Annotated in this window: 13 protein-coding genes and 5 tRNA genes; 4 read left to right on the top strand and 14 right to left on the bottom strand. The window is 64.2% G+C overall.

The genetic code is table 11. The features are described from left to right. Nucleotides 1-106: 106 nt before the first annotated feature. From AC1AYR_RS04510 to guaA, 9 genes are all read right to left on the bottom strand, one after another. A tRNA-Ala gene (locus AC1AYR_RS04510) sits at nt 107-179 on the bottom strand. 65 nt (nt 180-244) lie between these two features. Continuing rightward, a tRNA-Ala gene (locus AC1AYR_RS04505) sits at nt 245-317 on the bottom strand. 183 nt (nt 318-500) lie between these two features. Next, a complete protein-coding gene (locus AC1AYR_RS04500; protein WP_476511507.1) occupies nt 501-1,211 on the bottom strand; it encodes a histidine phosphatase family protein in 711 nt (236 codons plus the stop codon). After that, on the bottom strand, nt 1,211-1,594 hold the full coding sequence (rsfS, locus tag AC1AYR_RS04495) for a ribosome silencing factor (RefSeq protein WP_476511508.1): 384 nt from the start codon (nt 1,592-1,594) through the stop codon (nt 1,211-1,213). Before rsfS ends, AC1AYR_RS04500 begins: the two co-directional genes overlap by 1 nt. 62 nt (nt 1,595-1,656) lie before the next feature. Beyond that, nucleotides 1,657-3,048 (bottom strand): bifunctional UDP-N-acetylglucosamine diphosphorylase/glucosamine-1-phosphate N-acetyltransferase GlmU, encoded by a 1,392-nt coding sequence (glmU, locus tag AC1AYR_RS04490; RefSeq protein ID WP_476511509.1) that lies wholly within the window; start codon nt 3,046-3,048, stop codon nt 1,657-1,659. Between the two features lie 100 nt (nt 3,049-3,148). Then, nucleotides 3,149-3,219: transfer RNA gene (locus tag AC1AYR_RS04485), tRNA-Gln, on the bottom strand. Between the two features lie 41 nt (nt 3,220-3,260). Next, nucleotides 3,261-4,280 (bottom strand): ribose-phosphate diphosphokinase, encoded by a 1,020-nt coding sequence (locus tag AC1AYR_RS04480; RefSeq protein ID WP_476511510.1) that lies wholly within the window; start codon nt 4,278-4,280, stop codon nt 3,261-3,263. Nucleotides 4,281-4,405: 125 nt separating this feature from the next. Continuing rightward, nucleotides 4,406-6,202: an acyltransferase family protein gene (locus tag AC1AYR_RS04475; protein ID WP_476511511.1), complete on the bottom strand. Its 1,797-nt coding sequence runs from the start codon at nt 6,200-6,202 to the stop codon at nt 4,406-4,408. Nucleotides 6,203-6,423: 221 nt separating this feature from the next. After that, on the bottom strand, nt 6,424-7,986 hold the full coding sequence (gene guaA / locus AC1AYR_RS04470) for a glutamine-hydrolyzing GMP synthase (RefSeq protein WP_476511512.1): 1,563 nt from the start codon (nt 7,984-7,986) through the stop codon (nt 6,424-6,426). A gap of 458 nt (nt 7,987-8,444) precedes the next feature. Between guaA and AC1AYR_RS04465 the strand changes: the two genes are divergently transcribed. The 3 genes from AC1AYR_RS04465 (at nt 8,445) to AC1AYR_RS04455 (ending at nt 14,175) form a co-directional block, all read left to right on the top strand. Beyond that, on the top strand, nt 8,445-10,922 hold the full coding sequence (locus AC1AYR_RS04465; RefSeq protein WP_476511513.1) for a phosphoketolase: 2,478 nt from the start codon (nt 8,445-8,447) through the stop codon (nt 10,920-10,922). 230 nt (nt 10,923-11,152) lie between these two features. Then, nucleotides 11,153-12,823 carry a phosphate acetyltransferase gene (gene pta, locus AC1AYR_RS04460; protein ID WP_476511514.1) on the top strand — a complete coding sequence of 557 codons (1,671 nt, stop codon included), beginning with the start codon at nt 11,153-11,155 and terminating at the stop codon, nt 12,821-12,823. A gap of 122 nt (nt 12,824-12,945) precedes the next feature. Further along, nucleotides 12,946-14,175: an acetate/propionate family kinase gene (locus AC1AYR_RS04455; RefSeq protein ID WP_476511515.1), complete on the top strand. Its 1,230-nt coding sequence runs from the start codon at nt 12,946-12,948 to the stop codon at nt 14,173-14,175. A gap of 142 nt (nt 14,176-14,317) precedes the next feature. Here AC1AYR_RS04455 and aroA read toward each other — a convergent pair whose 3' ends face one another. From aroA to AC1AYR_RS04440, 3 genes are all read right to left on the bottom strand, one after another. Further along, a complete protein-coding gene (gene aroA, locus AC1AYR_RS04450) occupies nt 14,318-15,667 on the bottom strand; it encodes a 3-phosphoshikimate 1-carboxyvinyltransferase (RefSeq protein ID WP_476511516.1) in 1,350 nt (449 codons plus the stop codon). A 131-nt stretch (nt 15,668-15,798) separates the two neighbouring features. Further along, nucleotides 15,799-17,007 (bottom strand): hypothetical protein, encoded by a 1,209-nt coding sequence (locus AC1AYR_RS04445; protein ID WP_476511517.1) that lies wholly within the window; start codon nt 17,005-17,007, stop codon nt 15,799-15,801. Between the two features lie 227 nt (nt 17,008-17,234). Then, the gene (locus AC1AYR_RS04440; protein WP_476511518.1) at nt 17,235-18,401 is read right to left on the bottom strand and encodes an ABC transporter permease; all 1,167 of its coding nucleotides are present in this window, start codon (nt 18,399-18,401) and stop codon (nt 17,235-17,237) included. Between the two features lie 171 nt (nt 18,402-18,572). Here AC1AYR_RS04440 and AC1AYR_RS04435 point away from each other — a divergent pair. Continuing rightward, nucleotides 18,573-18,646: transfer RNA gene (locus AC1AYR_RS04435), tRNA-Pro, on the top strand. A gap of 1,430 nt (nt 18,647-20,076) precedes the next feature. Here AC1AYR_RS04435 and AC1AYR_RS04430 read toward each other — a convergent pair. Both AC1AYR_RS04430 and glgX read right to left on the bottom strand, forming a co-directional pair. After that, nucleotides 20,077-20,164: transfer RNA gene (locus tag AC1AYR_RS04430), tRNA-Leu, on the bottom strand. A 131-nt stretch (nt 20,165-20,295) separates the two neighbouring features. Beyond that, nucleotides 20,296-22,437: a glycogen debranching protein GlgX gene (gene glgX, locus AC1AYR_RS04425; protein ID WP_476511519.1), complete on the bottom strand. Its 2,142-nt coding sequence runs from the start codon at nt 22,435-22,437 to the stop codon at nt 20,296-20,298. Between the last annotated feature and the right edge of the window lie 23 nt (nt 22,438-22,460).

The raw sequence follows: 22,460 nt of genomic DNA, 5'->3' as shown, positions 1-22,460 counted from the left end.
CCGGGCCCGGCTACGCTACCAACTCCGCCAGCACAGGCATCGGCCATCTGGGGGAACAAATGCAACGAGGGCTCGTAGGAATTCCTACGAGCCCTCAGCATATCCGTGGAGCTAAGGGGATTCGAACCCCTGACCCTCTCCATGCCATGGAGATGCGCTACCAGCTGCGCCATAGCCCCGTATTCGATTATCGACTGGAAAACCCAATCACAGCAAAACCCGATAATCACCGGCTCTCGCTTCGTGGAGCTAAGGGGATTCGAACCCCTGACCCTCTCCATGCCATGGAGATGCGCTACCAGCTGCGCCATAGCCCCGTATTCGATGAGCAGCCCGCTCAAACGAACCTCGTATACATTACGACGGCAAACGCGATTCGGCAAATATCGCGTGTCGCCCGCGTGTCGCCCACGTCCATGCCAGCGACGGAGACGGGTCCGACCGATCTGATCGACCGAACCCGTCATAGTCCGTCGTAGCCCTTCACCGGCTACGCCTGCTCAGCGCTCCCTTTCCCATTCGGGAGTGTCCGCGATGGCGGGACCGTGGTTATAGTCGGCGAGACGCCAGCGGAACGTGCCGTCGGGCATGTTCATCAGCGTGAGCCGCACCCAGTGCGCATTGCGCATCGAGACGACCGTCGCGAACGTGGGATCCACGTTGTCCAATCCGAGCAGTGTCTGCAGGGTCTGTGCGATCCATGCGCCATGGGAGAACACGAACAGGTCGGTGTCCGAACCGGCCCGCGTGGCCCAGTCGTTCAACGCTTCGGCACCGCGCTCCCCCACATGGCTTTTGGGTTCGGCGCCGTATTTGAGTTCGCCGCCGCCGTGCATGCGCCATGATGCGACATCCTCGGGGTAGCGTTCGGCGAGCTCCGCGACGGCATGGCCGTCCCAGTCGCCGAAGCTGCGTTCGCGCACGCGTTCGTCGTCATGCACCTCGACCCCCGCCTCGATGCCGCCGAGCGCATCGGCGAACGCCTGCGCGGTGGCGTGCGCGCGGGAGAGATCCGAGGAGACGATGAGCCGCCCGGTGACGTTCGGCAGCCGGTCGACGTACAGCGACTTCAATGCGGCCGCCGTCTGGACGACCTGCCATCGACCGACGGCGTCGAGCGGGATGTCCACCTGCCCCTGCAGCTTGTGCGCCGCATTATAGGAGGTGCGCCCGTGCCGCACCAGGAAGACGTTCCTGACGTGACGGACCATCATTCCGCACTTTCCGGATGCGCGAGCTCCAGGTCGATCTGCGGGCAGTCGCGCCACAGGCGTTCCAGTCCGTAGAATTCGCGGGATTCCTCGTGCATGACGTGGATCACGTAGTCGCCGTAGTCGAGCAGCACCCACTGGCCTTCGGTGAGGCCTTCGCGGTCACGCGGCTTGCGGCCGTCGCACTTGAGGTAGAGGTCCTTTTCGATCTCCTCGGCGACGGCGAGCACCTGACGCTCGTTGGATGCTCCGGCGATCATCATCACGTCGGTGATGCCGAGCGGACCGGTCACGTCGAAGGCGACGATGTCGGTAGCCTTGACGCGGTCGGCCGCTTCGGCGGCGATGCGGATGTCGTCGATGGATGACTGCAGTGCGGTCATGAATCTCCTCGTGTCTGTTGCGTTGTTCTGATTGGTCCGGCAGGTTTCGTCGAGCGCGCCGGTCAGCGCTCCCAGGCGGGCTTCCAGCCTTCGACGTTGTGTTGCGTGTTCTCCGAGTACACCATGGTGTCGTCGGGAACGGCGTGGCGGATGACGGAGCCCGCGCCGGAGGTGACATTGTCGCCGACCTCGACGGGCGCGACGAGCAGGTTGCCGGCACCGATATGGCATCCCGCGCCGATTGTCGTGCGGTTCTTGTGCACGCCGTCGTAGTTGGCGGTGATGGTGCCGCCGCCGACGTTCGTGTGGTCGCCGAGTTCGGCATCGCCCACATAGCTCAGATGCGGCACCTTGGTGCCGTTGCCGATGTGCGCCTTCTTCATCTCGACGAACGCGCCGGCCTTCGCTTCCTCGCCGAAGTCGTTGCCTTGACGCAGGTACGTCCACGGGCCGATGTTGGTGGCGCGGCCGATGTGCGATTCCTGCACGCGGGAGCGTTCGACGACCGCCTCGGCGTCGACGGTCGCGTCGATGAGCGTCGAGTACGGTCCGACGACCGCTTCCTCGCCGATGACCGTATGCCCTTGCAGGAACGTGCCGGGCAGGATGGTAGCGTCGCGCCCGATCTCGACGTCGTCCTCGATCCACGTGGTCTCCGGGTCGAGGATGGTGACGCCGTCACGCATCCAAGCCTCGCATACGCGACGGTTGTGCGCCTTGGCGAGCGCGGCGAGCTGCACGCGGTCGTTGACGCCTTCGACGCTTAAGGGGTCGGGGGCGGTGAACGCGCCGACCTTGCCCGCCTCACGGGCGGTCTCCAGCGCGTCGGTGAGGTAGAACTCGCCCTGCGCGTTGTTGGACTTGAGGTCGGCGATGGCGCGGGCGAGCAGTTCCGCATCGAACACGTACACGGAGGTGTTCACCTCCTGTACGGCGAGTTCGCTGCGGTTGGCGTCCTTCTGTTCGACGATGCGCAGCACGTTGCCCTCACGGTCGCGGATGATGCGGCCATAGCCGGTCGGATCGTCAAGCACGGTGGTCAGCACGGTGGCACCGTCGCCCGACTCGTTGTGGAATTCGACGAGGCGGCGCAACGTGTCGGCGTCGAGCAGCGGCATGTCGGACGCGGCGATGAGCACGGGGCCGGTCAGCGGCCCGTCCGCGGCGAGCTGCGCCATCGCGCACTGCACGGCGCGGCCGGTGCCGGGAATGTCGTCCTGGTTGACGATGGTGACGTTCTCGTCGTAGGAGCGCGCGGCGGCGGTGACGCGCTCGGCCTGGAAGTGGACGACCACGGCGAGCGTGGCGGGGTCGAGCGCCCTGACGGAGTCCATTACACGGTTGAGGAAGGTCTTGCCGGCGAAGGTGTGCAGCACCTTCGGCTTCTTGGATCGCATGCGGGTGCCTTCTCCCGCGGCGAGGATGATTGCGGCGGTCACTGCCGAGGATGCCATAAGCGTGTCGTTCCCTTCACTTGGCGTGTCATCTGTTTCCAGCACTAACGATAGACGGCCGCCCGGATGAGCCGGACGGCCGTCTGCTGCGGTGTAGGCGTTCCCCCACCTGGATTCGAACCAAGACAAAGGGTTCCAAAGGCCCGTGTGCTGCCATTACACCATGGGGGACCGGCGGCGTTCGCCGCCAAGTGTTTATTTATACCATAAGGTCAGGCGAAAAGGAAACCCTGACCGTGGTGTTCGGGATATGTGTCGAACAATTCGGCCACGGAACCGTCCTCGAACACGGCGCGGATGGCGCCGGCGAGCAGCGGGGCGATGGACAGGACGGTCAGCCCGTCCCAACGCTTCTCCTCGGGGATCGGCACGGTGTCGGTGAGGACGACCTCGCGCGCGCCGCTCTCTTTGAGGCGGTCGACCGCAGGGCCGGACAGCACGCCGTGCGTGGCGACGACGGTGACGGAGTTGGCCCCCGCCTCGCGCAGCACCTTGCATGCGCCGGCGATGGTGCCGGCCGTGTCGATGAGGTCGTCGACGAGCACGCAGTCCTTGCCCTTGACGTCGCCGACGACGCGGTTGGCGACGGCCTGGTTCGGGCGGGTGATGTCACGCGTCTTGTGGACGAAGGCGAGCGGACCGCCGCCGAGACGCTGCGCCCACTGCTCGGCCACGCGGATGCGGCCGGCGTCCGGGGAGACGACGGCGACGTTGTCGAGATGATCTTGGAAACGGTCGCGGATGTAGTCGACGAGCACCGGCATGGCGATGAGGTGGTCGACCGGGCCGTCGAAGAAGCCCTGGGACTGCGCCGCATGCAGATCGACGGACATGATGCGGTCGGCGCCGGCGGTCTTGAGCAGGTCGAAGATGAGACGGCAGGAGATGGGCTCACGGCCGCGGTGCTTCTTGTCCTGACGCGAGTAACCGAGCAGCGGGCAGACCGCGGTGATGGAGCGGGCGGAGGCGCGCTTGAGCGCGTCGATCATGATGAGCTGCTCCATGATCGCCTTGTTGATCGGCTTGTAGTGGCTTTGCAGCACGAACACGTCGGCACCACGGACCGATTCGGTGTAGCGCACGTACATCTCGCCGTTCGCGAAGTCGTATGCGGTGGTTTCCAGCACGTCGATGCCGAGCTGATCGGCGACGTCCTGCGCGAGTTTCGGATGAATCCTTCCCGTGACGAGAATAAGGTTCTTGTCGGGCTTCCCTTCGAGGATTGCGCTCACCGTATCTCCCAAACGTTGTTTGCAGTTATCAATGGACGAAATTCAAGTGTAATGGCCGTTGCCGACCGGCTCCCCGCCGCGCGCCGCCCCTTGCGATCGGGGTACGGCTCGCGACGGGGCGCCGGTCAGTGGCCGGCGTCGATCCACGCCTGGATGGACTGTCTGACCGCCTGCGCGTAGATGTCGCTGCTCGCGCTGGGATGGATGCCGTCGGCGGCGAGGACGTCGGCGTGCGCGGTCGCCATCGCGTTCCAGTCGGCGACCACGACGTTGTCGGGGTGGGCGGCGGCGAAGTCGGCGAGCAGCTGGTTGTTCTGCGGGATCCACGTACGGTCGCCGTGCGCGTTGACGAGCACGAGCACGCGGTCGGAGCCGACCATGTTCAGATACTGGTCGAGCTGCTCGGGCGGCACGGGCCCGTTGGTGGCGAGTCCGAGGACGACCCATTGGCGCAATCCGGCCCCCTTGGCGGAGAGGATGCCGAATCCGGCGAAGCTGGAGCGGGACACCTGCGCGTCGAGGTCGATGCCGGGGAACATGCCCTCAAGTCCTTTGGAACCGGCGAGCATGACGGAATCGCCGACGGCGGTGATCTGGTCTCCGGCGGGCATGGTGTGCGGCGGCTTGCGCGGCGTGGGCACCTGCGAGCGCCCGAGCGCCCGTTCGGCGGTCAGGCGCGCGCTCTGTTGTTCCAGCGCGATCTCGACGGAGGTCTGCTCCGGAGCGTCCTTGACCGCGTAGACGCCTCCGCCCACGACGAGCAGCAGCGTGACGACCGAGGCGACGGCGCGCACGACGTCCTTCCACGTCGATCCGGGACCGGGCACGATGATCGAACTGATGCCGCCCCTGGCCGCGGGACGCTCGATGAGGATCCACGAGACCGCAGTGGCCGCCACGGCGATGACCAAGGTCACGGGCAGCACCCACAGACCCACATCCATCCCGGGTAGGAGACGCGGCAGCGTGGCGGAGATGATGAGCCACACGGGCCAATGCCACAGGTACAGGCCGTATGAATACCGTCCGATCAGGGCGAGCGGGCGGAATACGAACTGGGATTGCATCCACGAGTCGGTCTGGACGGTGCCGCCGATGAGCAGCACGGACAGGACGCTCGCCAACGGAATCCCCCATTGGAACGCGTCGGCGTCCTGGTCGCCGCGCACGGCCATGTCGATGAGCGCGATGACGGCGACGAACGCGACCGCCGGCGCGAGGACGCGCCGCATGCGCGTGGTCCACGGGAGCCGTTCGCCCGTGACGACGCGGTGATGGGTGGCGACCCATGCGAGCGCGACGCCGAGCATGAAGCCCGTGGCATGCGTATCGGTACCGAAGTAGACGCGGGTGGGGTCCTTCCCCGGCTCGTAGAGGAGGTTCATCGACAAGGCGCTGCCGGCGGCGAGCGCGATCGGCACGAGGACGGCGCAATGGGTGCGTCGTATGCGATGCATGACCCATGCGACGAGCGGCACGACGAGGTAGAGCTGCATGAGCACGGAGACGAACCACAGGTGCCGCAACAGCTGCGGGCTCATCTGGGCGAAGTAGCTGTTGCCGCTGGCGACCGCATACCAGTTGTAGCAGCCGAGCGCCACGGTGACGATCTGGTCGCGGATATGGACGAGCAGATCGCGGTCGAGGCACCATGCGGCGAAGCCGACGGCGGGCACCATGAGCACCAGCGCCGGGTAGAGCCTGACGAATCTTCTGGGCCAGTACTGTTCCAGTCCGATTCCCGCGCCTTCCGCGAGACGCGTGAACATCCCCGTCGCGGCGAGGAAGCCGGAGACGGTGAGGAACACGTCCACACCGTAGAATCCTCCCGGCAGCCACGACTGCTCGCAGTGATACAGGATGATGGCGATGAGGGCGAGCCCCTTGATGCCGTCCAATCCGACGAAATGCCGACGTGCCACTGTTTCTTCTCTACTTCTCGTTGTCGTTGTTTTCCCTGTTGCTCTCCGGCGTACGGCGTCGAGCCGCAGCCAATGACAGACTAGTGACACACCCCCACCAACACGCCCTATGGCCGCGGACGCACACGTGTCGTTCAAAAAAGGCCCGGAACGTTCACAACGTTCCGGGCCATGCCGTTCACCGGCAGGCGGGATACGGGGGCGTGCGCCTCATCCCGCGATCACTCCCATTCGATGGTCGCCGGCGGCTTGGAGGTGCAGTCCAGCACGACGCGGTTGATCTGACGGCATTCGTTGGTGATGCGGGTGGAGATCGCCGCGAGCACGTCATAAGGCACGCGCGACCAGTCGGCGGTCATGGCGTCTTCGGAGGAGACGGGGCGCAGGACGATGGGCGAGCCGTAGGTGCGTTCGTCGCCCTGGACTCCGACGGAGTGGACGTCGGCGAGGAGCACGACGGGGCACTGCCAGATGTCGCGGTCGAGACCGGCCTTGGTGAGCTCCTCGCGGGCGATGGCGTCGGCCTCACGCAGGACGTCGAGGCGTTCGCGGGTGATCTCGCCGACGATGCGGATGCCGAGGCCCGGACCGGGGAACGGCTGGCGCCAGACGATCTCGTCGGGCAGGCCGAGCTCGGTGCCGATGGCGCGCACCTCGTCCTTGAAGAGGGTGCGCAGCGGTTCGACGAGCTGGAACTTGATGTCCTTGGGCAGGCCGCCGACGTTGTGGTGGCTCTTGATGTTGGCCGCGCCGTCGCCGCCGCCGGATTCGACGACGTCCGGGTAGAGGGTGCCCTGCACGAGGAACTTCACTTCCTTGCCGCGGGCGCCGGCCTCCTCGAGGACCTGCAGCTGGGCCTTCTCGAAGGTGCGGATGAACTTCTCGCCGATGATCTTGCGCTTGCGCTCCGGCTCGGAGACGCCCTTGAGCGCGTCGAGGAAGTCGTCGGCCGCGTCGACGGTGATGAGGCGGATGCCGGTGGCTTCGACGAAGTCGTGCTTGACCTGCTCGACCTCGCCCTTCCTGAGCAGGCCGTGGTCGACGAAGACGCAGGTGAGCTGGTCGCCGATGGCCTTGTGGACGAGAGCCGCGGCGACGGCGGAATCAACGCCGCCGGACAGGCCGCAGATCACTTCGGCGTCGCCGACCTGCTCGCGGATCTTCGCGACCTGGTCCTCGATGATGGAGGACGCGTCCCAATCGGAGCCGAGACCGGCGCAGTCGTGCAGGAACGTTTCGATGAGCTTCTGGCCGAGCGGCGTGTGCTTGACCTCGGGGTGCCACTGCACGCCGTACAGCTTGCGGGACTCGTCGGCCATGGCGGCGACGGGAGCGCCTTCGGTGTGGGCGAGCACCTCGAAGCCTTCGGGGGCGGTCTTGACGGCGACGCCGTGGCTCATCCACGTGCTCTGCTCGACCGGGGAGCCTGCGAGGATGGCGTCGGCGTGGTCGATGACGGTCTCGGTCTTGCCGTACTCGCCGAGCGCGGCCTTGTCGACGTCGGCGCCGAGGGCGTAGGCCATGGCCTGGAAGCCATAGCAGATGCCGAGCACGGGGACGCCCGCCTCGAACAGCTTCTTGTCGACGCGCGGGGCGCCGGGCTCGAACACGGAGGCGGGGCCGCCGGAGAGGATGATCGCCTTCGGATCCTTGGCCAGCATCTCGTCGACGGGCATCGAATGGGGCACGAGTTCGGAATAGACGTTGGCCTCACGGACGCGGCGAGCGATGAGCTGGGCGTACTGGGCGCCGAAGTCGACGACGAGCACAGGACCTGTTGCCATGGATGTTCCCCTAACGTTTATCGGGATGTAACTTGATGACTTGCCGAATCATTATCCCCGCCGAACAAGACAAGGGGAAATGGCCGTTTTCCTGTGCGGAAAACGCACTTCCTTCACATGGCCGTCCCGTCAACACGCCGGGAGTGAACATAACGAAACGAACGTGCCATACCTCACAACAAACATTGTTTTCATTGATATTCCAACGTTTTCATTTCATCGACACGGATTTTCGATGTGCACAATCACACGGGCAATTCACACAAAACCAGCAAAAAACGCAACAATCCCGAACACACCCGCAAGAAATCGTTCAAAAGTCGTGTTGTCCTCGTACCATAACGAGTGATTGGGAGCGGAAACCGCGTAGTCGCAAGGCTGCGGGGCACCGCGACCGAGTGGAAATAATCAATCGCGCGACGATCGCACGATCGGCGCGCAGGAGTACAGGAGTACACATGACGAGTCCTGTTATTGGCACCCCTTGGAAGAAGCTGAACGCTCCGGTTTCCGAGGAGGCCCTCGAAGGCGTTGACAAGTACTGGCGCGTTGCCAACTACCTCTCCATCGGCCAGATCTACCTGCGTAGCAACCCGCTGATGAAGGAGCCCTTCACCCGCGAGGACGTCAAGCACCGTCTGGTCGGCCACTGGGGCACCACCCCGGGCCTGAACTTCCTGATCGGCCACATCAACCGCTTCATCGCCGATCACGGCCAGAACACCGTGATCATCATGGGCCCGGGCCACGGCGGCCCGGCCGGCACCTCGCAGTCCTACCTGGACGGCACCTACACCGAGACCTTCCCGAAGATCACCAAGGATGAGGCCGGTCTGCAGAAGTTCTTCCGCCAGTTCTCCTACCCGGGCGGCATCCCGTCCCACTTCGCTCCGGAGACCCCGGGCTCCATCCACGAGGGTGGCGAGCTGGGTTACGCCCTGTCCCACGCCTACGGCGCCATCATGGACAACCCGAGCCTGTTCGTCCCGGCCATCGTCGGCGACGGTGAGGCCGAGACCGGCCCGCTGGCCACCGGCTGGCAGTCCAACAAGCTCGTGAACCCGCGCACCGACGGCATCGTGCTGCCGATCCTGCACCTCAACGGCTACAAGATCGCCAACCCGACCATCCTGTCCCGCATCTCCGACGAGGAGCTCCACGAGTTCTTCCACGGCATGGGCTACGAGCCGTACGAGTTCGTCGCCGGCTTCGACGATGAGGACCACATGTCCATCCACCGTCGCTTCGCCGAGCTCTTCGAGTCCATCTGGGACGAGATCTGCGACATCAAGGCCGCGGCCAACACGGACAACATGCACCGTCCGTTCTACCCGATGCTGATCTTCCGCACCCCGAAGGGCTGGACCTGCCCGAAGTACATCGACGGCAAGAAGACCGAGGGCTCCTGGCGTTCCCACCAGGTGCCGCTGGCTTCCGCCCGCGACACCGAGGCCCACTTCGAGGTCCTCAAGAACTGGCTCGAGTCCTACAAGCCGGAGGAGCTGTTCGACGAGAACGGCGCCGTCAAGGACGATGTCCTCGCCTTCATGCCGAAGGGCGAGCTGCGCATCGGCGCCAACCCGAACGCCAACGGCGGCGTGATCCGCAAGGATCTCGACCTGCCGGCGCTCGAGGACTACGAGGTCAAGGAAGTCAAGAAGTACGGCCACGGCTGGGGCCAGCTCGAGGCCACCCGCACCCTCGGTGCCTACACCCGCGACATCATCGCCCGCAACATGCACGACTTCCGCATCTTCGGACCGGATGAGACCGCCTCCAACCGTCTGCAGGCCTCCTACGAGGTCACCAACAAGCAGTGGGATGCCGGCTACATCTCCGACGAGGTCGACGAGCACATGCACGTCTCCGGCCAGGTCGTCGAGCAGCTGTCCGAGCACCAGATGGAAGGCTTCCTCGAGGCCTACCTGCTCACCGGCCGTCACGGCATCTGGAGCTCCTACGAGTCCTTCGTGCACGTGATCGACTCCATGCTCAACCAGCACGCCAAGTGGCTCGAGGCCACCGTTCGTGAGATCCCGTGGCGCAAGCCGATCGCTTCCATGAACCTCCTGGTCTCCTCCCACGTCTGGCGTCAGGACCACAACGGCTTCTCGCACCAGGATCCGGGCGTCACCTCCGTGCTGCTGAACAAGTGCTTCCACAACGACCACGTCATCGGCATCTACTTCGCGACCGACGCGAACATGCTGCTGGCCATCGCCGAGAAGTGCTACAAGTCCACCAACAAGATCAACGCCATCATCGCCGGCAAGCAGCCGGCCGCCACCTGGCTGACCCTCGACGAGGCTCGCGCCGAGCTCGAGAAGGGTGCCGCCGCTTGGGATTGGGCCTCCACCGCGAAGTCCAACGATGAGGCCGAGGTCGTGCTTGCCGCCGCCGGCGATGTCCCGACCCAGGAGATCATGGCCGCTTCCGACAAGCTCAAGGCCATGGGCATCAAGTTCAAGGTCGTCAACGTGGCTGATCTGCTCTCCCTGCAGTCCGCCAAGGAGAACGACGAGGCCCTGACCGACGAGGAGTTCGCCGACATCTTCACCGCCGACAAGCCGGTGCTGTTCGCGTACCACTCCTACGCGCACGACGTGCGTGGCCTGATCTACGATCGCCCGAACCACGACAACTTCAACGTCCACGGCTACGAGGAGGAAGGCTCCACCACCACGCCGTTCGACATGGTTCGCGTGAACCGCATCGATCGCTACGAGCTGACCGCCGAGGCTCTGCGCATGATCGACGCCGACAAGTACGCCGATGAGATCCAGAAGCTCGAGGACTTCCGTCAGGAAGCCTTCCAGTTCGCGGTCGACAACGGCTACGATCACCCGGATTACACCGACTGGATCTACTCCGGCGTGAACACCGAGGAGAAGGGCGCCGTCACCGCCACCGCCGCCACCGCTGGCGACAACGAGTGACGCATCTCCTCTCCATGAGGTGATCGCATCCCGTAAGGGCTGAAATGAGGGCTCGGGTTCCATACCCGAGCCCTCATTTCGTATATTCGGACGATATTTCGAACGTAATCGAGGCATCTTCATGCAACTTTCCCGATTTTCCCGGCAACACGGACGTGAACGATAACAACCGCCGCTACAATGATGTGTGGTTACATCCACCACTGAATCATCAAAGGAGACTGACCCCAGTGACCGTCACCCGTGTATACATCGCAAGCCCCGAGGGCGCCAATGGCCGCAACGTCGTCGCATACGGCGTCCTCAACGCGCTGACCTCCAAGTACAAGACGATGGTGTTCCGCCCCGCCGTGTCCAACCACGACCACTTCACGCCCGTCCTGCTCGCCGCCTCGAACGCCGGCCTCGGCGTCGCCCTGTCCACCGGACTCGACATCCACAAAGTGCGTGCCGACAAGGAGACCGCCCGCGGCGACATCGTCGGCGCCTTCAACGACGCGTGGACCATCTCCCATTCCGATGCCGCGCTCATCGTCGGCACCGACAAGTCGCATGTCAACGATCCGACGACCTACGAGTTCAACGCGAACGTCGCGGCGGATCTGCAGGCCGGCGTGTTCCTGTCCATCTGCACCATCGACCGCTGGCCGGACGAGCTGGACGAGACCGTGAAGCTGTCCGTCGAAGGCATGGAGGCCGCCGGCAACCGGGTGCTCGGCATCTTCGTGACCGGCTGCGACCCGCGCCACGCGTTCTCCGTCAAGCAGACCCTCGCCAAGTACGGCCTTCCCGTGTGGACGATCCCGCAGGTGCCGTTCACCGACGAGTCGAACAAGAACCTCGCGCTCGAGACGTTCCGAGCGAACGCTCCCACCGAGGAGGTGCTCGCCGCGCTCGACGTGGACGTCGACTTCCCGATCACCCCCTACGCGTTCCAGTACGGGCTCATCGGCAAGGCCAAGTCGAACAAGAAGACGATTGTGCTGCCGGAAGGCGAGGAGGACCGCATCATCAAGGCGGCCGACTTCCTGCTCGAACGCGAGGCGGTGAACCTCATCATCGTGGGCGAGAAGGACGCCATCCTCGCGCGTGGCGAAGAGCTCGGCCTGAAGTACCTCGACCGCGCCCGGTTCCAGTCCATGGACGATGAGGAGATCCTCAAGCCGATGGTCGCCAAGCTGTGCGAGCTGCGCGCCAAGAAGGGCATGACCGAGGAGCAGGCCCGCAAGCAGCTCAAGGACGCCAGCTACTTCGGCACCATGCTCGTCGTGCTCGGGTACGCCGACGGTCTGGTCTCCGGCTCCGTCAACTCCACCGCCAACACGGTGCGTCCGGCGCTGCAGGTCATCAAGACCAAGCCCGGCCAGAAGCTCGTCTCCGGCGCGTTCCTCATGTGCTTCAAGGACCATGTGGCCGTGTTCGCCGACTGCGCCATCAACCTGAACCCGGATGCCGAGCAGCTTTCCGAGATCGCCATCCAGTCCGCCGAGACCGCGCGCGCGTTCGGCATCGAGCCGAAGGTCGGTATGCTCTCCTACTCCACGCTCGGCTCCGGCAAGGGCCCGGACGTGGACATCGTCGAGGAAGCGACGAAGCTCGTCAAGGAGAAGGCACCGGATCTGCCGGTCGTCGGCTCCATCCAGTTCGACGCCGCATGGTCGCCCACCGTCGCCGCCACCAAGGCGAAGGGCAACGACGTCGCCGGTCATGTCAACGTGTTCGTGTTCCCGGATCTGTGCGCCGGCAACATCGCCTACAAGGCCGTGCAGCGCTCCTCCGGCGCCCTCGCCATCGGCCCGGTGCTGCAGGGACTCAACAAGCCGGTCAACGACCTGAGCCGCGGCGCGCTGGTGCAGGACATCGTCAACACCGTCGCCCTCACCGCCGTCACCGCCCAGTGAACGTTCACGCGGGCTTCCCGTCATTCGGCGGGAAGCCCGCGTTTTGTAGCAAGCAACGAGTATTCTAAACACTTGGAAAGCCGTGTTTCACGGTACGACAACCACAATGGAGGATGCCCACAATGGCGAAAACCGTCCTTGTCATCAATTCCGGTTCCAGCTCGATCAAGTACCAGCTGGTGGACCTCGAGACCGGTGAGGGTCTCGCTTCCGGCCTCGTCGAGAAGATCGGCGAACCGGTCGACGGCCACTACAAGCACGAGTACAACGGCGAGAAGCACGAGCTCGAGGAGCCGATCCACGATCACGAGCAGGGTCTGAAGCGCGTCCTCGGCTTCTTCGAGGAGTACGGCCCGAAGCTGGCCGATGCCGGCATCGTCGCCGTCGGCCACCGCGTCGTCCAGGGCGGCTCCATCTTCCCGAAGCCGGCCCTCGTCACCGACAAGACCATCAACCAGGTCAAGGATCTGGCTGTCCTCGCCCCGCTGCACAACGGCCCGGAGGCCAAGGGCGCCGAAGTCATGCGCTCCCTGCTGCCGGACGTGCCGCAGATCTTCGTCTTCGATTCCTCCTTCTTCTTCCAGCTGCCGAAGGCCGCCAGCACCTACGCGCTGAACAAGGAGATCGCCGACCGTTACCACATCCGCCGCTACGGCGCCCACGGCACCTCCCACGAGTTCATCTCCTCCGTGGTGCCCGAAGTCGTCGGCAAGCCGGCCGAGGGCCTCAAGCAGATCGTCCTGCACATCGGCAACGGCGCCTCCGCCTCCGCCGAAGTGTCCGGCAAGCCGGTCGAGACCTCCATGGGTCTCACCCCGCTTGAGGGTCTGATGATGGGCGGCCGCACCGGCGACATCGACCCGGCCGTGGTCTTCCACCTCATCCGCAACGCCCACATGAACGTGGACGAGCTCGACGCCCTGTTCAACAAGCGTTCCGGCATGATGGGCATGACCGGCTTCGGCGATCTGCGTGAGGTTCACCGTCTGGTGGCCGAGGGCAACGAGGACGCCAAGCTCGCCCTTGACGTCTACGTGCACCGCATCGTGAGCTACATCGGCAACTACACCTACCAGATGGGCGGCTGCGATGTGATCACCTTCACCGCCGGCGTCGGCGAGAACGACGACATCGTGCGCAAGATGGTGTGCGACAAGCTCGCCCCGTTCGGCGTGAAGCTCGACGAGGAGAAGAACGCGACTCGTTCCAAGGAGCCGCGCATCATCTCCACCCCGGACTCCTCCGTGGTCATCGCCGTCATCCCGACGAACGAGGAGCTGGCCATCGCCCGCAAGTCCGCCGCCATCGCCGAGGCCGGCGAGGACACCTACGGCAACAAGTTCGCCAAGTGAGTCCATCGCTCCGACGCGTCCGACCGGTCGCATAGCACTGGCATAGCATGAGGAAGCCCCCGATCTCCGTTCACGGAGGTCGGGGGCTTCCCTATGCCGCCAGGCTGTTCCGGTGACCCGAGGATGCCGGATTCCGTCGCCGCTACTCTCCCAGTAGGCCGCGCCACATGCCCACGAAGTCGGGCAGCGTCTTGCGCGTGGTCTGCACGTCGACGATGTGCACACCGGACACCGCCAGCGCGATCATCGCGGCGAACGTGGCCATACGGTGATCCGCATACGTTTCCATCACCGCGCCATGCAGCGTGTCATGCGGCACGGGCGTGATTGCAATGCCGTCGGGCAGCTCCTCCGCCGTTCCCCCGATGCGTTCGATTTCGGTGACGAGGGCCTCCAGACGGTTGGTCTCATGCCCGCGCAGATGACCGATGCCGATCATGCGAGTCGGCGCGTCGGCGAACACGAGTATCGCGGCGAGTGACGGCGCGATCTCACCGGCCGCGGTCAGATCGAAATCGCCGAGACCGTGGATCGTCCCGTCGGACGTGACCTGGCAGTACCGCACACCATCCTCTTCGGGGAACGTGACCGTCGCGCCCATGCGTTCCAGGTAACCGGGCAGCAGACCGCCCGGCTGCGTGGTCTCGACCGGCCAGTGCGGCACGCGCACGCTGCCGCCGGCGATGAGCGCCGCACCGAGGAACGGCGCCGCATTCGACAGATCCGGTTCGACGACCACGCGTTCCGGCAGCTGCAGCGCACGTGGCGCGACCGTCCATTCCCGTCTCGCTTCGTCCGCGGACACCGCTCCCCCGGCACCGTTCACGTCGGCGACGGTCATGCGGATGTGCGGCAGACTCGGCGTCTTCTCCCCCGTATGCGTGAGCGCGAGACCTCCCGCCAGACGGGAGCCGACGAGCAGCAGGCCGGAGATGAACTGCGATGATCCGGACGAGTCGATCGACACGCGCGCGGGCTTGTCGGATGCGTCCGAAGCCGCGTCGGCGGGCGGCGTGACAGTGAACGGCAGGAATCCTTCCTCACCGTGATATTCGATCGTCGCGCCCAACTGTTCCAGACCGTCGAGCACGGGCTTCATCGGACGCGCGTACGCCTGCTCGTCACCGTCGAACCGCACCGGAGCGTCGGCGAACAGGGCAAGCCCCGGTACGAAGCGCATCACCGTACCGGCGAGACCGCAGTACACGTCCACATTGCCATGGAAACGTCCGTCGGCGGGCGGCGTGACGGTGACGGTCGTCTCGTTCTCCGGATCGACGGCGCAGGTCACGCCGAGCGCCTCCAACGCGCCCATCATCAGTTCGGTGTCGCGCGAGCGCAGCAAGCCGACGAGGGTGACCGGCTTGCCGCCCAACGCGGCGAGGATCAGATACCTATTGGACAGGGATTTGCTGCCGGGAATGGTGACCGTGGCGTGCAACGGGCCGTCCGCCATCGGCGCGGCCCACAGGTTCTTCTGCGTTTCACTCATAGCCACCATCGTATCGGCATCATGGCCGATGGTGACGGAATCGTCCGCCAAAGACGTGCGCCACGTCTCGCTGTACACTGTGTACGGGACACTACGCGCGGGACACGACGCACGGCGCACAACGCAACATGCTACTTGGATTGCTCCGCATATCCTTCTTTGAGCGCCGTGTTGAGCTTCTGTAGCAGCGTGGAGGGATTCGCATTCTCACGCGACTGACGCAGCTTGTCCTGGAAATCGTTGATCGCGCCCGACGAAGCATCGAGGTCGACCAATTGCGAGGCAAGCGTCTGAAGCTGCTGTGCCTGATCCGACCCCGAGCTGATGGAGGACGGGGCACCGAGCGCCTTGATCTGGTCGATCACGGCGGTCATCTGGTCGAGCGACTGGGTGAGCGTCGAAGAGAATTCGGAGACGACTTTCGCCTTCGCCTTCGCCAACGGTTCCGTCGCCGTGCGGCAGGAGGCGATGTACTGCTCGTACTGGGTGGTGAAATCGCTGTCGTACACCGTGCCGCTCGGCGTGTTTCCGCAGGCGTCGTTCATCGTGGACAACGCCTCGGCCGATGCGGCGAGGTTCGTGGACAGTTCCGCGAACCGGTCGGCCTGACGCGCGTAGGAATCATAGGCGGCAGACACGTTCGCATCTTTGTTGGCTTTGAGATCGGCGAACGAGGCCGCGGACTCACGCAGTTTCGTCGCCTGCACCTTCAGCACGCTCACCTTCTGGGCGTCATAGGCGGTGTCCTGTGAGTACAGGAATCCGAGCGCGTCATCGATTGCGGAGGATGTCTTGTCGTACTGCCGCTGCATCGCGACGGTCTGTTTCGTGCCCGCCGCATAGTCGGCCGCACGCACCGATCCGAACGGACGGATGACGACGAGCGTGACGACCAATGCGATGACGACAAGCGCGGCAACGACGGCTCCAGCCACCACGGCGATCGACGGACGACGCCGAGGAATGTCGACGGGAGCCATCAACGCATCGAAGTCGGGAACGTCAAGTGGATTACGCGGAGTCTCTTCCGATACGACGGCGTCATCGTCGACATCGTCGGCGTCATCGGCCGTGTCTCCCGTTGCGGCGGGCGCATCATCGGAGATGACTCCGGACACGTCGTCTGGCATGCTGACGGATGTGCCCGTATCGGACGTTCCGATTGACGATCCTGCATCGGACGTGGCGGGCGCATCAAACGAAGCGGGTGCATCGAGCACGGAAGACACATCGGACGTGACGGACGCATCGAACGCGTCCAAAGGCGGAATGACCGTCGTTTCCTCGCCATGCTCCAGTTCGTCCGCGATGGGACCCTCCCCCTGCTTGTCGTCGGTCATGGCCTCTCCCTCTATATGACGGGTGACGGGAAACATAGCACGAATACGGCGATGCGTCCGCGCGGTTGCGTCAATCAGTGTACCGACGAGAGAAGACGGCGACGTATCGGGCTTCTCAGGTGTTTCGGGCGACTTGGCCATCTCGGTTATCTCGGCCATACGGGTATATCGGACGCGACGGAGCCCCCACCGACCGACACCCCTGCCTGCCGCAGGCCTCGGAGACTTCAGCGGTCGGAGGCGATGCGCGACTCGGGCATAACGACGCGACCGGCTTCCTGTCCGTTCGTCTGCGCGTTCGTCTGCGCATGTATGAGCTCCATGGAGACGCGATCCGCCTCGATGGCGGCGATCTGACGCGAGAACACGATAAACCAGCCGAGGAACAACATGCCGGCGAGCGCCTCCACGTTGGTGAGGGTATTGCGGCCGAGCATCATGTTGCCCCAGAACACGGCGCACAGGAGCGCGGCCAGATCGGAGCCGACCATGACGACCCTGCTGATGCGTGGAGCCAGCCATGGCAGCATGAGGAACAGGACGAGCATGACGAACGGCAGGCCCTTCGCGCAGATGTTGTGCATGAGGTTGTGGGGTGTGTAGCGGAATGCGCCGATGCCGATGAACGCGAGACCGGAGACGGTGAGCAGCGCGGACAGCACGGCCATGCGGATCCGGAAATGGGGGATGTCGAAACCGTGGTTCGGATCCTCGCGCGTGCGGTCATGCCACAGACGCATGAGCCGCTCGGTGGTGACGAGTTCCGACACGGCGAAGTAGCTGACGATGATGACGCATACGCCGGCGAGCATGAGCGTCGAATTGAACATGGTGGCGGCGAACGTGGTGCGGTCGCCGAGCTGGGAGAAGTTGTTGTGATACCAGTACGGATCGTCAGTGGTGAGTCCGGCGACGCACACGCCGGAGATCACGAAGAACGGCAGCAGCGAGGCGAGCGTCTTGGCGCTCATCATCTCCGCCTGTACGAACGTCATGTATCCGACGACACCGGCGAACGCGGCGCACACGGACGACATGTAGCCGACGAACAGCGTGCCCATCATCTCGTTGATGGCGCCGAGCAGCGCGAACGTGGACAGGAACGTGGTGGCCGCGTACACGACGGATAGGGCGAGCGTCTCGAAGGTGCGGCGCAACGGCACCAGCCACCCGGCCTTGAGCGTCATCGATTTGGAATGGCTCATATATCCGGAGCAGAAGGAAAGGACGGCGCAGGCGGCGACGATGCCGGAGCATACGGAGAAACGACGCTGCGTCACCTGCCAGATGGCCGGCGCGTATTCCAAGTACAGATTCATGCCGACGGCGCCGACGAATGCGCACAGGATGAAGGCGACGAGACCTCCCGTCTCGGCGCGCTGGTGCCGTCCCATGCGCATCGTCTCCATGGTTCCGTCTTCCTCCGTTCGACTGTCGCACCCGATGCCGACGCGGCCTCCGCATGCGTTTCGCGGTGTCCACGCCGCAGTCGCCGATGGACGGAGTGGCGCGCACGTCCATCTGTATTGTACAATGATTGATTGTGCCCGCTACAGGCGGCACGACGGGCTGTGGCGCAGTTTGGTAGCGCGCTTGCTTTGGGAGCAAGACGTCGCAGGTTCAAATCCTGTCAGCCCGACCGATAAGCCCTACTCCCGCTTGGGATGTAGGGCTTCTTCTTTTTGCGTTGGCGGCTCCGGTAACACGATTCCGGTGTTACCGGGATGACCGAAACCGGTAACATATTCTGGCTCTTCGCATTATGGTGTGTATGGATCGCGCGCCTGTGGTTGCCGCCCCTCTCCCGCTGACGGGATGGGACGCGTGGTGTTGGAGGGTGGGCGCAGGTTGGAGGTGCCGTGATGCCGGGCCATGCGGCCGTAGCTCTCTTATTTCCTCCCGTATTTCCTCCCGCTGGCGGGAGGTGGCGCGTAGCGTCGGAGGGTGGTTGCGGGTCGGGATCCGGTGTGTTCGCCGGTGAGGGACCGGTCGTTTCGGGCGGGAGCCAGTGTTGGGCCGGTCGTTTCGATTGTGGGGCCGGTCGTTTTCAGGGGAATGTTCGGCGGACGCGTGCGGCGCGCGGCTTCCCATCCCCATGTCTCCGGCGGGACTGCTCCACAACACGTGCCGGAGAGCCTGTTGTGGAGCGGCATTCCGCAGCAACCCCCGTGCAAACCCCTGTTTTCGGCGTTCCCGGCCCGTAAAGTGCGCCACAACTCCCCGCAATCCCGGGTTCCGCCCGCGTTGTGGAGCGGGCCTGCTCCACGACAGCCGCCGGTATCGTTCCCACCGCGAGTCGTGGAGCAGACGTGCCCTCATATCGCGCCACGACTCCCACGAACCGCCTCTTACGACCCTGTTGTGGCGCACCGCTGCGCCACAACACGATCCCCGTACGCCGTTGTGGCGCACCGCCGCCCATCTCAGCGTCAGGAATCCCGGATGAAGCCGCTCATCTCCCGAATCCGGGACGCCCCCGAGGCTTAACGGCAGGAAGCCGGCGTTGAGAAAACCCGGACGAAGCCGCTGATCTCCGGGATTTGCGACATCGGGGCACATATCGGATATCGGCGCATGTCGTCCTACCGGGGCGGATACGACGGCTCCCCGTCGAAGCGGAAACGCCGGCTTCAGCCCACCGCGTCCGACTGGCGAGCCCGGAACCGGAATCCGGAACACCACATTGGGTTCCCACGGTCGCCGGCCTGGATCCCCGTCGCATAACGCCATGCGAACCTTCAGACACGTCCTTTCCGACCAGACACCTTTTCGACGGCGGGCAACACGGAACAACAAAGGCGAATGCGGGTTCGGCCCCATCGCTACGTCGCCTCGGGCCGCGGCCACCCTCCGGCGCTCACGCGCCACCTCCCGCCAGCGGGAGGAGATACGAGGAACGGAACCACATGAGGCATACACATCACAATGCAAAGAGCCATGTTACTGGTTTCGGGTATTCCAGTAACACCGGAATTGTGGGCCTATAGCCCGAATTGTGTTACTGGCGCCGTCAGCGAAACAGCCTGCGCACATACGAAAAAACCCTGCGTTTCCGCAGGGTTCCTATCGTGTCCGGGATGAGACTTGAACTCACACGCCTGTATAAAATAGGCACTAGCACCTCAAGCTAGCGCGTCTACCATTCCGCCACCCGGACAGGTGTTGTCTTGGCAACGAGTGAATACCTTACCAGAACATGACGAGTCGTCAAATCCGCGACACGCCGATGCGACGGGGATGCGGGAGATGGACACGCATCACCCCGGTATGCCCCGCCGCGTCAGGCCATCAGAAGTTCCTCGGCTGCTTCGGCTTCTGCGCGCTCATCAGCAGCATGAAGCTGCGCGACTGCGCGGTGATCGCGAACCCGGCCTCGTAGTTGAGCACGGGGCCCTTCGGGTTGTGCGTGTCGACGACGAGCTTCCACTTACGCCCGTAGCGCTCGTCCGGCAACGTGAACTGGATGGGCTCGTAGTGGGCGTTGAAGATGAGGATGAAGTCGTTGTCGACCATCGGATTGCCGTAGTAGTCGAGTTCGGGGATGTTGGAGCCGTTGAGGTACACCATCATCGAGAACGCGTGCGTGTTCGACCAATCCTCCATGTCCATGATGGAACCGGTGTGGTCGAACCATTCGACCTGCGGGATGGTCTCCGTGTCCTCCCCCGGCTCGCGCCCGGAGAAGAAGCGGCGCCGGTGGAGCACCGGATGCTCGAGACGCAGGTGGATGAGCTTCGAGACGAACTCGAACATGTCCTTGCGGGTCTCGTCGAGATCCCAGTCGGTCCACGAGATTTCGTTGTCCTGACAGTAGGCGTTGTTGTTGCCCTGCTGCGTGCGTTCGACCTCGTCGCCGCCGCAGATCATCGGAATGCCCTGACTGACGAGCAGCGTGGAGAGCATGTTGCGGATCTGGCGTTGGCGCAGCTCGTTGACGTCGCGGATGGTGGTCGGGCCTTCGACGCCGCAGTTCCACGAACGGTTGTTGCTTTCGCCGTCGCGGTTGCCCTCGCCGTTCGCCTCATTGTGCTTGCCGTTGTACGAGACGAGGTCGTTGAGAGTGAAGCCGTCGTGCGCGGTGATGAAGTTCACCGAGGCGACCGGGCGTCGGCCGTTCATCTGGTACAGGTCGGACGATCCCATGAGTCGCGAGGCGAACTCGGGTAGAGTGGACGGCTGCGAGCGCCAGAAGTCGCGCACAGTATCACGATAACGACCGTTCCATTCGGACCAGCTGGACGGGAAGCCGCCCACCTGGTAGCCGCCGGAGCCGAGATCCCACGGTTCGGCGATGAGCTTGACGCGGCTGATGATCGGATCCTGTTCGACGATATCGAAGAACGCGGAGAGCTTGTCGACCTCCTGGAACTGGCGGGCCAACGTGGCGGCCAGATCGAAGCGGAAGCCGTCGACGTGCATTTCGGACACCCAGTAGCGCAGCGAGTCGGTGATGAGCTGCAGGGCGTGCGGCGAGCGCATGAGCAGCGAGTTGCCGGTGCCGGTGGTGTCGAAGTAGTGCCGCTGGTCATTGTCGACGAGACGGTAGTAGGCACGGTTGTCGATGCCCTTGAAGCTCAGCGTGGGGCCCATGTGGTTGCCTTCGGCGGTGTGGTTGTACACCACGTCGAGGATGACCTCCATGCCGGCCTGATGGTACGCCTTGACCATCGACTTGAACTCGTTGACCTGCTGGCCGCGCTCCCCCGCCGACGAATACGCGTTATGCGGGGCGAAGAATCCAATCGTGTTATAGCCCCAGTAGTTCGACAGCCCCTTCTCCTGAAGGAAGGAATCGTTGACGAACTGGTGGATCGGCATGAGCTCGATGGTGGTCACGCCGAGCTTCTTGAGATATTCGATGACGGTCGGGTATGCGAGGCCCGCATAGGTGCCGCGGATGTCCGGCGGCACGTCCCTGTTGAGATTGGTCATGCCGCGCACATGCGCCTCGTAGATCACGGAATCGTGGTACGGGATGCGCGGGTGACGGTCGGCGCCCCAGTCGAAGTACGGGTTGACGACCACGGACTTCATGGTGTGCCCGGCCGAGTCCATGTCGTTGAGCAGGCCGTCATTGTCCGGATCGGAGAACCGGTAGGAGAACAGGCTCTCGTCACCGTCGATGTTGCCTTCGATGGCTTTCGCGTAGGGGTCGAGCAGCAGCTTGGACGGATTGCATCTGAGTCCCCGCGACGGATCGTAGGGACCGTGCACGCGATAGCCATAGCGCTGCCCCGGCTGGATACCCGGGATGTAGTTGTGCCAGATGTACGAGTTCTGCTCGGACATCTCGATGCACGTCTCGTTGTCGTCCTCGTCGAACAGGCACAGTTCGACGCTGTCGGCCACTTGGGAGAACAACGCGAAGTTCACGCCGGCTCCGTCGTAGCTTGCGCCGTACGGATAAGTCAAACCTGGTCGTATCTGCATATTCACCAGTATCGCACCTCCAT

It is taken from the genome of Bifidobacterium sp. LH_417 (genome assembly GCF_056357035.1).
The sequence above is the reverse complement of the archived record's forward strand: the minus strand, read 5'-3'. Positions and strand labels throughout refer to the sequence as shown.